Below are 14,957 nucleotides of genomic sequence, written 5' to 3'. Positions count from 1 at the left end.
CTGGTGTTACAGACCGAGAAGCTTCTTGATGACCTTCTGGTCTGACTTGGCCAGCACCTGGTCCTGGTTCAAACGGGACTTGCGCTGCGTGCTCTTGACCTCGAGGTTGTGTCGAAGTCCGGCCTGCTGCTTCATGATCTTTCCGCTGCCGGTGACCTTGAAACGCTTCTTGGTTCCGGAGTGGGTCTTCATCTTAGGCATGTGGTTCCTCCTGTTTCGCTGCCTTATCGGCAACCTTGTCTGCCTTATCGGCTACCTTGTCTGCCTTCTCGGCAGCCTTGTGGGCGTTGATCTCAGCCTTGGCTTCTGACTTGTTCTTCAACGGGCCAATCACCATGACCATGTTTCGACCGTCGATCATCGGAGTAGATTCCACGGAACCGTACTCGGCGACATCCTCGGCAAATTTTTGGAGCAGTCGTACGCCCTGATCGGGTCGGGACTGTTCACGGCCACGAAAAAGAATCATGGCTTTGACCTTGTCACCGCTCTTCAGGAAGCCTTCGGCGCGTTTGCGCTTGGTCTCGTAGTCGTGCGTATCAATCTTGAGACGGAAACGAACCTCCTTGAGGATCGTGTTCGCCTGGTTGCGCCTGGCCTCCTTGGCCTTCTGCGCAGCCTCGTACTTGAACTTGCCGTAGTCCATGATCTTGGCCACGGGTGGCTTGGCTTCGGGTGCAACTTCGACGAGGTCGAGGTCGGCATCCTGTGCCAGGCGCAGGGCAACATCAATCGCCACGACCCCGACCTGCTCGCCGTTGGGACCAACGAGACGAACTTCGGGGACGCGTATACGGTCATTTGTACGGGGATCGCTGATGCGTCTCTCCTCTTGGTTAACTTCGTGATCACAACCAGCCAGCGGATGCTGACCGGGGACGAAGAGAGGAAAATCACGCGTTTCTCCTACCAACACTTTCGTTGGCCTGGTTCACACGACACCCTGTCTACCCTCGCCCTGTCACCGTCCCGGAGGAGGTGATAACGCGACGGCGGAGTGCAATCTACCCGGTAACCTTGATGAAGCGGTATGCGCGGGTGGGAGATTCTCCACTTTCGTACCGAGACTATTGTCCCGGAACCAAAGATGAGCCTAGCAGAGGAATGCAGTGAGCCCTAGTTTTGAGCAAGATACAGGTTTTGAGCAAGATGCAGCACAAGCAACACGCGACATTGCCGATGTGGCCGCTGTGGAAATCATCACCACAGCCGCGGTGCACCTGATGAGTGCGGCCGCCGTGAAGTGCGGACTGGCCGACGATCCCGATGCCCAGATCGACCTTGATGAGGCACGCAAGCTGATCACAGCCCTCGCCGGCCTCGTCACGGCCGCCGCTCCGGACATCGCGGACATGCATGCCCGCAGCCTGCGTGACGGACTGCGTTCCCTGCAACTCGCGTTCCGCGAGGCATCCGCCATTCCCGACGCCATCGGCGAGGGCCCCGGCGAGAAGTACACCGGACCGGTCAACTAGCCTTTTTCGAGCGGATGCCGTGGTCGCCCCGACCGACGGCGTCCGCTTTGTGTTGTGAGCACCGGAGCGCACGCGAGCTAGGTCTGGCAGCGGGGGCACCAGAAGGTGTTGCGCTGCTCGACATCGCTCCGGCCCAGGGTGCCGCGACTGATGCGTGTACCGCAGCGCCGGCACGGCTGGCCGCCTCTCCCGTACACCCACACTTGCGCTCCGCGGCGCAGGTTGCCGGTGGTCGTGCGTTCGTCGCGGTCTTTGTTGGCCAGAAGCAGGCGGCGGGCCAGCGCGACGAGCCCGGCGATATCGCTGACCTCGGCCATGGGCCGGGTCGGCAGCAGTCCACGCAGAAAACAGAGCTCGTTGACGTAGACATTGCCGAGTCCGGCGAGATTGCGTTGGTCGGCGAGCGCGAGAATAACCGGTTGGTCGGGCCTGGCAGCGAGTCGACTGGAGGCCTCGACACCGTCGTCGGCGCTCCAAACGGGACCCAACAGGTCGGGCCCGAGATAGCCGACCACCTCAGACTCGGCGTGGGTCGGCACGAGCTCCAGAATGCCCAGCTCGAAACCCACGGCGACCCACGCTGGTGTCTGCAGCACGATGCGCGCCTGGAACGCCGGCCGCTGCCAGCGTGTGCCCGGCCGGTAGAGGTGCCAGGCACCCTCCATTTTGAGATGCGAGTGGATGCTGGTCTCGCCCACCCGGTGCAGCAGGTGTTTGCCGTAACTCACCACTTCGTGGACGGTTTGCCCGGTCAGGTCGACGGTCGCGAAGGCCGGTACCCGAATGTCGCAGCCGGTCAGGATGCTTCCGCGCAGGGCCTGGTCGAGGGATCGAGCCGTGCGGTAGACGGTATCGCCCTCAGGCACGCAGCCTCAACCCCTTCGGCGTCTCGGTGAACCCGGCGGCGCGCAGGGCCGCGCCGAGCTCGGTGCCGATCACGAACGCGCCGTTGGCCGTTTCCACGGCGATCTTCTGAATGCGCCCGGAGGTGACGAGGGTGGCCAGACTTGCTGTCGCCGCCGCCAGCAGGCCTTCATCCGTGTCAAAAGCCACCACGGTCTTACCGCCGCGCTCGACATAGAGTACGAGTGCTCCATCCACGAGTACGACGAGTGCACCCGCCTTGCGGCCCGGGCGATGCGTCGTTTCGCCGGGCAGGATCGGCCACCCAAGCGCGGCACCATAGGCGTTCGCCGGATCGGTGGCGGCCAGGGTCACTGCGGCGACCGGCGAGGTTCGCCCCGCGGGAGTGTCCCCGGAACTGGCGGCGAAGGTGCGCAGCCGGTCGATGGTGCCGCCGGTGGCGAACTGGGCCGCGCCGAGCCCCTCGATGAAGTAGCCGCGGCGGCACCGGGCCATCTCTTCGAATCCGGTGAGCGTGCGGTAGACGAGCGAGAACCCCCCGGTGACACCCTCGGCCATCACCGCGCCACGGGTCACGACGCCGTAGCGTTCCAACAGGGTCTCCCCCAGCGCGTGCGCACGACGGGTCGGCGAGTCATCGGCCACCGGCAGGATCGACCAGCGACCCGACACTGTTGGTGGTCCGCTACGACTCGGCAGGCTGGGCCGCGGCATCGACCGCCCGCGATGCAGGTGGGCCCGAGGCACGGCGCGGCTCTGCCGGTGCGCGGTATGCCCGCCGGCCAGGAGCGAGCGAACCGGGGCGAAGGTGTCGTTGTTGATCAGCCCGGCCCAGACCAGGTCCCAGAGCGCCTGCACCAATTCCTTGTCGTCATGGCTGCCCACGGCATCGGCGAGCTGGCGAAAGAAGTAGGCCCCGCCGCTGCCGAGGGTGGCGAGAATCTCCTGCTGCAGGGGCGTCGTGTCCACATCGATGGGCAGTGGCAGCGTGAGCTGGGCGGTTTCGGCGAGGTGCAGGCTGATCCAGCCGTCGTTGCCGGCGAGGGTTCCCGCGCCCGCCCAGAGGACTTCGCCCGCGTTGGTGAGTTCGTCGAGCATGCCTGGCTGGTAGTCGCTCACACGGGCTGGCAGAATGAGCGTCTCCCAAGCGGACGCCGGGATGCGCGCCCCCTCGAGCTGTTCCACAACGGATGCGACGCCGTCGATACCGCGCAGCTTGCCGCCCACGTGTTGCCAGGCCGGCAAAAACCGGCCGATAGCCTTCTGATCGACGGGTTCGACCTCGTGCCGAAGCGCGGCGAGGGAACGGCGGCGGAGGCGGCGCAGCACCTCGGAGTCGCACCATTCCGGGCCGGTGCCGTTCGGCCGAAATTCACCCGCCAGGATGCGTCGAGCATCAGCGAGGCGGCCGAGGGCAATCTGCACCACGGCCTCGCCCAGCCCGAACCGCTCAGCGACAGCCTGCGTGGTGAACGGTCCATGCGAGCGCGCAAAGCGGCTTACAAGATCGCCGAGCGGGTCCTTGACGGATTCGTTGAACGCGGCCGGTACACCGATTGGGAGCGGAACCCCGAGTGCGTCGCGCAACCGGCTGGCGTCTTCGACGGCTGCCCAGCGGTCGTGGCCGCCGATGCTCACCCGGATAGCGCGGCGGGAGTCGACGAGTGCGCGCAGGGCATCCTCGGCGACGAGCGGGGCGGGCTGCGACTCGGGCGTGAGCATCCGCTCGGCCACTTCGATGGTGCTGAGCGGGCCGAGGGTGCGCAGCAGGTCGGCGACGCCTTCCATGCCCTTCGCTAAATAGTCGGGGGCGAGCCGTTGCAACTCCCGGTCGGTCTGATCGATGACGGCGGGGTCGAGCAGTTCACGCAGTTCCACCCGGCCCAGCAGCTCGGCGAGCAGGCTCGAGTCGATTGCGAGCGCTGTGGCGCGCCGCTCGGCCAGCGGAGTGTCCCCCTCGTACATGAACGCGGCCACGTAGCCGAACAGCAGGGTGCTGGCGAACGGGCTGGCCGTCTCAGTTGTGGTTTCGACCAGGCGCAGTTCGCGGGAGGCGATCTGGCGGGCGAGCGCCCCGAGGGCCGGCAGGTCGTAGACGTCCTGCAGGCATTCTCGCAGGGTCTCGAGAATGATCGGAAAGGTGGGAAAGGTACGGGCCACGTCGAGCAGCTGCGCGGCTTTTTGCCGCTGTTGCCAGAGTGGCGAGCGGGCACCCGGCTTGTATCGAGGCAGGAGCAGGGCCCGAGCGGCGCACTCGCGAAACCGGGACGCGAACAGAGCGGAGCCGCCGACCTCGTCGGTGACCAGTTGTTCGAGCTCGTCGGGGTCGAACACAAAGAGTTCGCTGCCGGGCGGTTCAGTTTCGGTGTCGGGGATGCGTACGACGATGCCGTCGTCGCTTGCGACGCAGGAGCCGTCGATTCCGTAGCGCTCGCGCACGCGGGCGCCGACTGCGAGGGCCCACGGTGCGTGCACCGGGGTGCCGAACGGGGAGTGCAGCACCACGCGCCAGTCCCCGAGTTCATCGCGGAACCGTTCCACCACGAGGGTGCGGTCGGTCGGCAGCTGGCCGGTTGCACCGCGTTGTTCGCCCAGGAAGGCCAGCAGGTTACTGATGGCGCGCTGGTCGAGGCCGCCCGCGGCACAGCGCTCCCGCGCCGCATCGGCCGGCAGGCTTCCGACTTCGCGCACGAAAGCACCGATGGCCTGACCGAGTTCGACCGGGCGGCCAAGGCCGTCACCCTTCCAGAACGGCAGCCGGCCCGGCTGCCCGAACGCGGGCACGACGAGTACCCGGTCGTGGGTGATCTCCTGGATGCGCCAGCTTGTGGTGCCGAGCGCGAAGACATCGCCGACGCGCGATTCATAGACCATCTCTTCGTCGAGTTCGCCGACCCGTTTGCCGGTGATCTGCTCGCCGCCGACCATGAAGACGCCGAACAGACCGCGATCGGGAATCGTGCCGCCGCTGGTGACGGCCAACCGCTGCGCTCCGGGACGACCGGTGAGGGTGCCGGCGTCTCGATCCCAGACGATGCGCGGGCGCAGCTCGGCGAACTGGTCGGACGGGTAGCGGCCAGCGAGCAGATCGAGGGTGGCCTCGTAGGCGGAGCGCGGCAGGGTAGCAAATGGTGCGCTGCGCCGAACCATGTCGAACCAGCCTTCAACGTCGATCGGCTCAAGCGCGCAGGCCGCCACCGTCTGCTGGGCCAGGATATCGAGCGGGTTGGTCGGAACCCGCAGCGATTCGATGGCGCCCGCGACCATCCGCTCGGCGGCGACTGCGGCGTGGATGAGGTCGGCCCGGTGCTTGGGGTAGATCACCCCGCGGCTGATCTCACCGACCTGATGCCCGGCGCGGCCAAGCCGTTGCAGCCCGCTCGACACCGACGGCGGCGACTCGACCTGTACGACCAGGTCGACCGCGCCCATATCGATGCCGAGTTCGAGGCTCGACGTGGCGACGACACAGCGCAGCCGGCCCGATTTCAGATCGTCTTCAATGAGCGCACGCTGTTCTTTGCTGACCGAACCGTGATGGGCACGGGCGAGCAGCGGCTCGGCGCCCTCGGTCTGGCCGCTCGCCCCCATGAGTTCGGCCGGCGGGCGAACGGCCGGAGGACCGCCCACAACGCCTCCGTGCACGACGGGCACGAGAGCGGATTCCGCCAGCCTCTCGGCATAGATTTCGTTGAACCGGGCCGTGAGCCGTTCCGTGAGCCGTCGCGAATTGGCGAACACGATGCTCGAGGCGTGTGCCAGCACTTCGTCGACGATGGCCTCCTCGACGTGGGGCCAGATCGATCCTGTCTGCGGCGCCGCGGCCGACGTGACCCCCTCACGTTGCGGCACGGGCCCTAGGTCGCTCATGTCGTCGACCGGCACGACCACGCGCAGATCGAACCGTTTCAGCGCGGGCGGTGCCACGATCTGCACCGGGGCGGCGCCGCCCAGAAACCGCGCGACTTCGCTCTGCGGGCGTACCGTGGCCGACAGCCCGATGCGCTGGGCCGGCCGATCGAGCAGTGCGTCGAGTCGTTCGAGGGACACGGCCAAGTGGGCGCCGCGTTTGCTCGCAGCGACCGCGTGCACCTCGTCGATGATGACTGTCTGCACGCCGCGCAGCGATTCACGGGCCGCCGACGTCAGCATGAGAAACAACGATTCCGGGGTAGTGATGAGAATGTCGGGCGGCGAGGTGACCAGTTTGCGGCGGTCGGCGGCCGGGGTGTCTCCGGAGCGCACCCCGACCGAGACGTGCGGCGGCTCGAGCCCGAGCCGCCCAGCGGCGCGGCTGATGCCCACGAGGGGTGCCGTGAGGTTGCGTTCAACGTCGACGCCGAGGGCTTTGAGCGGCGAAATATAGAGCACACGAGTAGCGGGAGCATACTCGGTCTGCTCTGTTCCGGGTGCTGGCTCGGTGTAAAGCCGGTCGATGGCCCACAGAAACGCGGCCAGGGTCTTCCCCGATCCGGTCGGTGCCACTACGAGGGCGTGCGAGCCCTGCGAAATAGCGTTCCACGCCCCGAGTTGCGCCGCGGTCGGAGCGTCGAACGCTTCGGTGAACCAGGCCCGGGACGCCGAGGAGAAACGATCGAGAACGTCGGTCATAGGATTATTGTCGCCTACCCCACCGACATTCGTGCTGCGCACAATCTACGCCGAGGCGATGAGCTTCACGCGCAGCGAATCAACACCGGTCGTAATGACCTCGCTCTCCGACCAGCGGGTGCCGAGCCGGCTCAAAATGGTGTCCAGATCGGGCTGGGTGAGGCCGTCGACCAGTTCCAGTTGCACCACTAGCTCGGGCCCCTCCAACCGCCCTAACGGGTCGCCGGCCGCGAGCTGAACGGTCAGCACCGACAGCTCCGTTGCGATGGATGCGGCGAACGCGTCTGCCACATGTCGGCTGGCATAACTCGGTGTCCAGGGCAGCGATTGGGCGATCGCCCAGAGCGCCGGTCGCCGGATGACGAATTCGCCCGGCGTGGTGGGGTCGAGCACCACGAGATCGGTGTTTTCCTGCGCGGCGGCCAGAGCGACGCGCACGGCATCCGCTGGAACGGGTCGCGCGAGGGGATTCCACGCAGTCATGGCGGCCGTGGAGGAGAAGGCGGGCAACACGGTGCGGCCGTCGGGGCCAGCCACGGTGATGATCGACAGCTCCTGAGTCTTATCGATCGTCTGCCCGCGTGCGTTCAGGGCGGCCTCGCCGAGCTTCGTGACCAGCGGAATCAGCAAGCGGGAACCGCGGATGGCGTCGATGACGCTTTCTTCGCCGGCCTCCCTGGCCTGAAAACGGGTGAGCGCCTCGGCCAGCGCGGCGGGGGCTGACCCGTCATCGCCGGCGCCAAGATTGGCCTCAAATTCTCGGCCGGCCCAGGGCTGCCCGGCCGAGTCGGCCAACTCGCCCGGCTCACCGGGCTGGCCCGGCGAGCTTTGGGAACCGGGCTCGCTCTGTGAACCCGGTCGACCGGAGGGATCGCCCGTTGAGCCGAGGTTGCGCGCCTTAGCCATTAGTCCCCCGCGACGTCCAGGGCCTCGGCCAGGGTGAACGCGCCGGCATAGAGCGCTTTGCCCACGATGGCACCTTCCAGGCCGAGCGGCACGAGCTTGCGCAGCGCTTCGATGTCATCGAGGCTGGAGATACCGCCGGAGGCGATGACCGGCTTGCGGGTGCGATCGAGGACCTGGCGAAGCAGGTCGATGTTCGGGCCTTGCAGGGTGCCGTCCTTCGTGACGTCGGTCACGACGTATCGAGCACAGCCGGCTTCCTCCAGGCGTTCGAGCACCTGCCAGAGGTCGCCCCCGTCCTTGGTCCAGCCGCGGGCGGCGAGGGTCGTGCCGCGCACGTCGAGTCCCACGGCCACGGCCTCGCCGTATTGCGCGATCACGCTGGCCGCCCACTCCGGGTTTTCCAGGGCCGCAGTTCCGAGGTTGATGCGTTTGACGCCCGTTGTCAGTGCTGCTTCCAGCGATGCGTCATCGCGGATACCACCGGACAGCTCGATGTTGACACCCTTGACCTGGCGAATGACCTTCTTGATCACGCCGGTGTTGGTGCCGCGGCCGAACGCCGCATCGAGGTCCACGAGGTGGATCCATTCGGCGCCCTGCCGAGCCCAATCGGCCGCAGCATCGACGGGGTCACCGTAATTCGTTTCCGTACCCGCCTCGCCCTGCGTCAGGCGCACGGCCTTGCCTCCGGCCACATCGACGGCGGGCAGGAGGACGAGCCTCGGTGTCTTGTTGAACTCGCTCATTGGTGTCCTCGGTTGTGCGGTCGCAGACTGCGGCCAATTTCATGGTGGTGGGGCGGGTTGTGAAGTCTAGGCGCGCAGTCCTGTTAGCGCAGGGTACCGATCCAGTTTTTCAACAAGCGGATTCCCGCCTCGCCCGATTTCTCCGGGTGGAACTGGGCTGCGGTGAGCGGACCGTTCTCGATCGCGGCCAGGAACGGCGCTCCGTGTTCGGCCCAGGTGAGCCGTGGTTCGGGGAACGGGGGCATGACCTCGAGCGTCCAGGACTGCGCGGCGTAGGAGTGCACAAAGTAGAACCGCTCGTCTTCGATGCCGCGAAACAGCTCGGAGCCCGGTGCGCTCGTGACGGTGTTCCAGCCCATGTGCGGCAAGATCACGGCGGGAAGTTCGGTGACCGTTCCGGGCCATTCGCCGAGACCCTCGGTGTCGATTCCCCGTTCGACTCCGTGCTCGAACATGACCTGCATACCCACGCAGATTCCGAGCACCGGGCGATCGCCAGCGAGTCGACGATCGACGATCTCGTCGCCGCGAACCGCTTTAAGGGCTCGCATGACGGCGCTGAACGCGCCAACACCGGGCACGACGAGGCCGTCGGCTTCAAGCGCGACCGTGCGGTCGCTCGTCAGGGTGACGTCAGCGCCGGCCAGTTCGAGCGCTTTGACTGCGGAGTGCACGTTGCCGGTGCCGTAATCGAAGACGACGACCCGGGTCACAGGGCTCCCTTGGTGGAGGGGATGCCCTGCACGAGCGGGTCGAGGGCCTTGGCGAGACGGAACGCACGGGCGAAGGCCTTGAACTCTGCTTCGGCGATGTGGTGCGGGTCGCGGCCGCCCAGCACGGTGACGTGCACGGTCAGCCCGGCGTGAAAGGTGATCGCTTCGAACACGTGACGCACCATGGAGCCGGTGAAGTGTCCGCCGATGAGGTGGAATTCGAAGCCGGCCGGCTCGCCGGTGTGCACGAGGTAGGGGCGGCCGGAGATGTCGACGACAGCTTGGGCGAGCGCCTCGTCGAGTGGCACGAGGGCATCGCCGTAACGGGAGATGCCCGACTTGTCGCCGAGCGCTTGGCGAATGGCCTGGCCGAGTACGATTCCCACGTCTTCGACGGTGTGGTGCACGTCTATTTCGATGTCACCGCTGGCGCGCACGGTGAGGTCGGTCAGGGAGTGTTTGGCGAATGCTGTCAGCAGGTGGTCGTAGAACGGAACCGACGTGTGGATATCGCTGACGCCGGTGCCATCGAGGTTCAGTGAGAGTTCGATGCTCGATTCACTCGTCTCCCGTTGCAGGTGTGCGACTCGGGGCGCGGAAATGTCAGCAGATGAGCTCATACCGCTAGTTTATCGGTCGCCCGAGGCGGGCCAGGGCGTCGAGGAACACCGAAGTCTCCTTCTCGGTGCCCGCCGTCACCCGCAAGTGGTTCGGGATGCCGACATCACGAATGAGAATTCCCTCTGCCAACAGCGCCTCAAAGGTCTGCTGCGGGTCGGCTACTCCCCCAAATAATACGAAGTTGCTCCAGCTTCGGTGCGGGGCATAGCCCAGTCCGGCCAGTTCCACCACGAGCCGATCGCGCTGCCCACGAATATCGTCGACCATCGCGAGCATCTCCGAGCTGTGCGCCAGGGCAGCGTTTGCGGCCGCCTGGGTGAAGGCGGAGAGGTGGTACGGCAAACGCACCAGGCGCAAGGCATCCGTTGCCGCCGGATCGGCGGCCAGATAGCCGACCCGCGCACCGGCAAAGGCGAAGGCCTTGCTCATTGTGCGGGAGACCAGAAGCCGTTCCCGGCCGGGGAGGAGGGTGAGCGCACTCAGGGTTCCAGTGGGCGCGAATTCGGCGTAGGCCTCGTCGACGACGACGATGCCGTCGGTCGCGTCGTAGGCGGCGGCGATGGTCTCGAGCGAGAGCGGGGTGCCAGTGGGGTTGTTCGGTGAGCAGAGGAAGACGATATCCGGGCTGGTGCGGGTGATTTGCGTCACGGCGGTGGCCGGGGAGAGCTCGTAGTCGGCGTCGCGCGTGCCGGCAATCCAGGTGGTGTCGGTTCCAGCCGCGAGGATCGAATACATCGAATAGGTCGGGGCAAACCCGAGCAGGCTGCGTCCGGGCCCACCGAAAGCCTGCAGTACCTGCTGGAGCACTTCGTTGGAGCCGTTGGCCGCCCAGATGTTGTCGGAGGTGAGTCCCTCGCCAAGATACTGCGCCAGTGCCTCGCGCAGGGCGGTGAATTCACGGTCGGGGTAGCGATTCACCGAACGGATGGCCTCGGCCAGGCCGGCGAGAATATCGCGGGCCACTGCGTCGGGAATGGGGTGCGTGTTCTCATTGACGTTCAAGGCCACCGGAACGTGCAGTTGCGGAGCACCATACGGGGTTAGGCCTTGCAGGTTGGTGCGGAGCGGGAGATCGTCGAGAGTGGTCACACTCTCCATGCTACGACCCTGTACCGGCGTGCACGGCTACCCGCCCATTAGTGCTCAGGAGTTGGCGGGCAGTTCCAGCCGCTGGCCTGGCTGCAGCGTTTCCACGGTGAGCGCATTCAGTCGTTTGATGTCGGCGACGACGTCGCGCGGGTCGGCGGACGGCGAGATCTCTTCGGCGAGGTCCCACAGGGTCTGGCCGGGTTCGACCGTAACGAACCGGGAGGACCCGACGTCGATCGGAGAGTAGGCCAGCGTCGCCACGATTCCGGAGTCGGTCGTGTACGACGTGAGGTCGATGCTCGTGGCGGAATTGGATGCGCCGGCCGCTCCCCCGTTGAGGGCGAACGCGACGGCGCCGATGACGAGCGGCACGGCCGCAAGGGTCGTGAACACCACTCGCCCACGCCGAGTGAGGTGGAGACGGGCGACGGGGGTGCCAGAAGCGCCGTATTCACGGGCTGAGGGTGCAAGTGCTGTGGTCATGTCAAACCTCCAAGGTAGGCGGGCTGCGAGTCTCGTACCGGCCCTCGGCCGGGAAAGCCGGATACGAAACTATGTTCCGAATATAACTTCGAACAATCGAACATGCAAGCTTTTTCTGATCCTCACCCGGATTTTCGCGCAACACACTCGAATAAGTGTTTGTTTCAGGGCTCGGTACTGGATAAACTTTCGATAGGACAATTGCTTGATTTACACTCAACCAGACACCACCGACATCCCCGTGTGACAGGGTTTCAGACAATGCGGGCCAACTCCAGGAGTGCACATCGTGACACAGGACACCAGCGGTACCCGCGACAAAGGCGGCACCCGGCGCCGCAAGAGTTTGAGCCAGCGGCAGCTCGCTATTCTCGACGTGATTCAGCGTTCGGTGAGCTCGCGCGGCTACCCGCCGAGCATGCGTGAGATCGGTGACGCGGTCGGGCTCGCCTCGCTGTCGAGCGTGACCCACCAGCTCAACCAGCTCGAACTCAGTGGCTACCTGCGCCGCGACCCGAACCGTCCGCGGGCACTTGAAGTTCTCATCGAGATTCAACGCGCTCCCGAAGATGTCGGTACCGGCGACCAGGACAGTTTCCACCCCGGCGTTCAGGTCGGCGACGCCGCGATGGTGCCCCTTGTCGGTCGTATCGCCGCGGGAATCCCGATCACGGCCGATCAGCAGATCGACGAGATTTTCCCGCTCCCCCGCCAGCTCGTTGGTCAGGGCGAGCTGTTCATGCTCAAGGTCGTGGGCGAGTCCATGATCGACGCCGCCATCTGCGACGGCGACTGGGTCGTGGTTCGCCAGCAGAAGACCGCGGAGAACGGCGAGATCGTCGCGGCAATGCTCGACAACGAGGCCACCGTGAAGGTTCTGCGCAAGCGCGATGGCCACACCTGGCTGCTGCCACGCAACAGCAACTTCGAACCGATTGTCGGCGACTTTGCGGACATCCTCGGCAAGGTCGTCGCGGTGCTGCGATCGGTTTAGTCGACGTAGGCCCGACCACCAACCGTTGATCGGGCCTTTTCGGTCTGCCCGCTAGACGCCGGCAGTGGCACCGAGGCGTTCGCGCACCACGCGAGTCGCGGCGAGCATGTTGTGCAGCGACAGCACCGTCTCGTCATAGCCACGCGTTTTCAGCCCACAGTCCGGGTTCACCCAGACCTGGCGTTCGGGAATGGATTCCAAAGCGGTGTCGAGCAGGGTCGTCAATTCGTCGACGCTCGGTACCCGTGGCGAGTGGATGTCGTAGATGCCGGGACCGATGCCGTGGTCGAAGCCGCCCGCCTCGATTTCCCGCACAACTTCCATGCGCGACCGGGCCGCTTCGATGCTCGTGACGTCGGCGTCGAGGTTGCGAATGGCTTCGATGACGACGCCGAATTCTGAGTAGCAGAGGTGGGTGTGGATCTGGGTCGCATCCGCCACCCCGGCCGTGGCGAGGCGGAAGGACCCGACCGACCAGTCCAGGTAGTCGGCGTGATCCTTCTTCTTCAGCGGCAGCAGTTCGCGCAGAGCCGGTTCGTCGACCTGGACGATCATGATGCCCGCGGTCTCGAGGTCGGAGATTTCATCGCGCAAGGCCAGCGCCACCTGGCGGGCGGTCTCGCCCAGCGGCTGGTCGTCTCGCACGAAGGACCAGGCCAGAATCGTCACCGGCCCGGTGAGCATACCCTTGACCGGCTTGGTGGTGAGGCTCTGCGTGTAGACCGACCAGTCGACGGTGATCGGTGCCGGGCGCGACACGTCACCCCACAGAATGGACGGCCTGGTGCAGCGGCTGCCGTAGGACTGCACCCAGCCGTTCTCGGTCACGGCGAATCCGTCGAGGTTCTCAGCGAAGTACTGCACCATGTCGTTGCGTTCGGGTTCGCCGTGCACGAGCACATCAAGTCCGATCTCCTCTTGCAACTGCACCACGCGGCCGATCTCGGCGCGCATCAGCTCGCGGTAGGCATCCGCTGCCAGAGTTCCCTTGAGGAACTGTGCGCGTGCCCGGCGAATGTCGGCGGTCTGCGGAAAGGATCCGATCGTGGTCGTCGGCAGTGGCGGAAGGTGGAGCGCCGCCGCCTGGGCGAGAAGTCGATCGGCGTAGTCGCCACGAGTGAAATCAGCCTCGGTCAGCGCGGCGGCACGACCGCGCACGGCTCCGTCACGCACGCCAGGAGCGCTGCGCCTCGCCGCCAAGGCCGCCTCGGCCTCGGCCAGCGGCGCAGCAATGGCGTCCCGACCGGCGACAATACCGAGCGCGAGGGTCGCGACCTGACCGACCTTCTGATCGGCGAAGGCCAGCCAACTGGTCAGCAAGCTCGGCAGCGACGTTTCATCGGCCACGTCGTGCGGCACGTGCAGCAGCGACGTCGACGTGGACACCGTGACCGAGTCGGAGAGGGCGCGCACGCTCTCGGCGGCCTCGAAGGCACCGGTCAGATGGCCGCGCCAGATGTTGTGCCCGTCGATCACGCCGGCGACGAGGGTCTTGTCGGCCAGTCCCGGGACGGCCTGGGGCAGGGTTCCCCGCACCAGGTCAAGACCGATCGCCTCGACGGCGGTGGCCGCGAGAACGGGCAGGGCGTCGCCGAGGCTGCCGTAGGGCGCGGCAACGAACAAAGCGGGCCGGCCGGTCAGCCGTCCGAGCACTCCATAAGCGGATGCGACGGCCGCCAGCGTCTCCGCGCGCGGCACGTCGATGGACTCGCTGACCAGGCCCGGCTCGTCGAGCTGCACCCAGTCGACTCCCGCATCCGCCAACCGCGCCAGAAGGGCCGCGTACACGGGAAGGAGATCGTCCAGCCGCGACAGCGGCGAGAAACCGGATGGGGCTTCGGCGCTGGCCTTGCTGAGCAGCAGGAAGGTGACCGGGCCGACGAGCACCGGGCGGGTGAGGAACCCCGCTGCTTTGGCCTCGATGAATTCGCTCACGATGCGGTCGGCGGCCAGCGAGAACACGGTCTCCGGCCCGATCTCAGGAACCAGGTAGTGGTAGTTGGAGTCGAACCACTTGGTCATCTCGAGGGGAAGGTTCTCGCCCTCGCCGCGGGCGAGCGTAAAGTATCCAGCCAGGTCGAGGGTGCCGTCAGCAGCGACGAGCGAGGCGAACCGGACGGGAATCGCGCCGACGGCAACGATGGTGTCGAGCACCTGGTCGTAGTAGGAGAACGACTCGGGGATGGACGAGTCGGTGCGGCCCAGGCCGAGACTGGCGAGCCGGTCGCGGGTGGACTGCCGCAGGCCGGCGGCGATGGCCTCCAGAGCCGGCGCGTCGATCGTTCCCGACCAGAACGCTTCAACGGCTTTCTTCAGTTCGCGCCGTCGGCCGATGCGTGGGTAGCCGAGGATGGTGCCGGTGGGAAAGGTGCTGGAAACTGGCGAAATGGGCATGGTGATTCCTTCACTGGAGCGATGATGGCTGGAACGATCGGAGGAACGAATGTGGTGGGTG

The 14,957-nt window shown here is 66.1% G+C and carries 13 protein-coding genes; 2 read left to right on the top strand and 11 right to left on the bottom strand.

Annotated features, from left to right (window positions below; all coding sequences use genetic code 11):
- Nucleotides 1-6: 6 nt before the first annotated feature.
- Complete coding sequence (gene rpmI, locus QMF22_RS04235) at nucleotides 7-201, bottom strand: 50S ribosomal protein L35 (RefSeq protein ID WP_092341054.1); 195 nt, start codon at nucleotides 199-201, stop codon at nucleotides 7-9.
- Entirely contained in the window at nucleotides 194-820 is a 627-nt protein-coding gene (gene infC, locus QMF22_RS04230) for a translation initiation factor IF-3 (RefSeq protein WP_104127223.1), read from the bottom strand. Before infC ends, rpmI begins: the two co-directional genes overlap by 8 nt.
- 289 nt (nucleotides 821-1,109) lie before the next feature.
- Between infC and QMF22_RS04225 the strand changes: the two genes are divergently transcribed.
- Entirely contained in the window at nucleotides 1,110-1,475 is a 366-nt protein-coding gene (locus QMF22_RS04225; protein ID WP_283450676.1) for a DUF1844 domain-containing protein, read from the top strand.
- Between the two features lie 77 nt (nucleotides 1,476-1,552).
- Here QMF22_RS04225 and QMF22_RS04220 read toward each other — a convergent pair whose 3' ends face one another.
- The 8 genes from QMF22_RS04220 to QMF22_RS04185 form a co-directional block, all read right to left on the bottom strand.
- Nucleotides 1,553-2,341 (bottom strand): DNA-formamidopyrimidine glycosylase family protein, encoded by a 789-nt coding sequence (locus QMF22_RS04220; protein ID WP_283450674.1) that lies wholly within the window; start codon nucleotides 2,339-2,341, stop codon nucleotides 1,553-1,555.
- Entirely contained in the window at nucleotides 2,334-6,950 is a 4,617-nt protein-coding gene (locus tag QMF22_RS04215; RefSeq protein WP_283450672.1) for an ATP-dependent helicase, read from the bottom strand. Before QMF22_RS04215 ends, QMF22_RS04220 begins: the two co-directional genes overlap by 8 nt.
- Before the next feature lie 45 nt (nucleotides 6,951-6,995).
- Nucleotides 6,996-7,856: an SseB family protein gene (locus tag QMF22_RS04210; protein ID WP_283450670.1), complete on the bottom strand. Its 861-nt coding sequence runs from the start codon at nucleotides 7,854-7,856 to the stop codon at nucleotides 6,996-6,998.
- A complete protein-coding gene (priA, locus tag QMF22_RS04205) occupies nucleotides 7,856-8,602 on the bottom strand; it encodes a bifunctional 1-(5-phosphoribosyl)-5-((5-phosphoribosylamino)methylideneamino)imidazole-4-carboxamide isomerase/phosphoribosylanthranilate isomerase PriA (RefSeq protein ID WP_092341049.1) in 747 nt (248 codons plus the stop codon). Before priA ends, QMF22_RS04210 begins: the two co-directional genes overlap by 1 nt.
- Nucleotides 8,603-8,685: 83 nt before the next feature.
- Nucleotides 8,686-9,315: an imidazole glycerol phosphate synthase subunit HisH gene (hisH, locus tag QMF22_RS04200; protein ID WP_283450667.1), complete on the bottom strand. Its 630-nt coding sequence runs from the start codon at nucleotides 9,313-9,315 to the stop codon at nucleotides 8,686-8,688.
- Nucleotides 9,312-9,935, bottom strand: coding sequence for an imidazoleglycerol-phosphate dehydratase HisB (hisB, locus tag QMF22_RS04195; RefSeq protein ID WP_283450665.1), 624 nt, complete (start codon nucleotides 9,933-9,935; stop codon nucleotides 9,312-9,314). The genes hisH and hisB overlap by 4 nt, the downstream gene beginning before the upstream one ends.
- A 4-nt stretch (nucleotides 9,936-9,939) precedes the next feature.
- A complete protein-coding gene (locus QMF22_RS04190; protein WP_283450663.1) occupies nucleotides 9,940-11,034 on the bottom strand; it encodes a histidinol-phosphate transaminase in 1,095 nt (364 codons plus the stop codon).
- A gap of 45 nt (nucleotides 11,035-11,079) precedes the next feature.
- Entirely contained in the window at nucleotides 11,080-11,508 is a 429-nt protein-coding gene (locus tag QMF22_RS04185; protein WP_283450661.1) for a LysM peptidoglycan-binding domain-containing protein, read from the bottom strand.
- A gap of 289 nt (nucleotides 11,509-11,797) precedes the next feature.
- Between QMF22_RS04185 and lexA the strand changes: the two genes are divergently transcribed.
- Entirely contained in the window at nucleotides 11,798-12,502 is a 705-nt protein-coding gene (lexA, locus tag QMF22_RS04180; protein ID WP_092341044.1) for a transcriptional repressor LexA, read from the top strand.
- Nucleotides 12,503-12,553: 51 nt separating this feature from the next.
- On the opposite strand, the gene metE is transcribed toward lexA, so the two are convergent.
- A complete protein-coding gene (gene metE / locus QMF22_RS04175) occupies nucleotides 12,554-14,896 on the bottom strand; it encodes a 5-methyltetrahydropteroyltriglutamate--homocysteine S-methyltransferase (RefSeq protein ID WP_283450657.1) in 2,343 nt (780 codons plus the stop codon).
- Nucleotides 14,897-14,957 lie beyond the last annotated feature (61 nt).

Source organism: Cryobacterium sp. PH31-L1 (assembly GCF_030063145.1).
Lineage (GTDB): Bacteria > Actinomycetota > Actinomycetes > Actinomycetales > Microbacteriaceae > Cryobacterium.
The sequence above is the reverse complement of the archived record's forward strand: the minus strand, read 5'-3'. Positions and strand labels throughout refer to the sequence as shown.

Bases quoted from the DNA above. Each gene is read 5' to 3' on its own strand.
- rpmI (WP_092341054.1), bottom strand. From the start codon at position 201: ATGCCTAAGATGAAGACCCACTCCGGAACCAAGAAGCGTTTCAAGGTC.
- QMF22_RS04215 (WP_283450672.1), bottom strand. From the start codon at position 6,950: ATGACCGACGTTCTCGATCGTTTCTCCTCGGCGTCCCGGGCCTGGTTC.
- QMF22_RS04210 (WP_283450670.1), bottom strand. From the start codon at position 7,856: ATGGCTAAGGCGCGCAACCTCGGCTCAACGGGCGATCCCTCCGGTCGA.
- priA (WP_092341049.1), bottom strand. From the start codon at position 8,602: ATGAGCGAGTTCAACAAGACACCGAGGCTCGTCCTCCTGCCCGCCGTC.
- hisB (WP_283450665.1), bottom strand. From the start codon at position 9,935: ATGAGCTCATCTGCTGACATTTCCGCGCCCCGAGTCGCACACCTGCAA.
- QMF22_RS04190 (WP_283450663.1), bottom strand. From the start codon at position 11,034: ATGGAGAGTGTGACCACTCTCGACGATCTCCCGCTCCGCACCAACCTG.
- QMF22_RS04185 (WP_283450661.1), bottom strand. From the start codon at position 11,508: ATGACCACAGCACTTGCACCCTCAGCCCGTGAATACGGCGCTTCTGGC.
- metE (WP_283450657.1), bottom strand. From the start codon at position 14,896: ATGCCCATTTCGCCAGTTTCCAGCACCTTTCCCACCGGCACCATCCTC.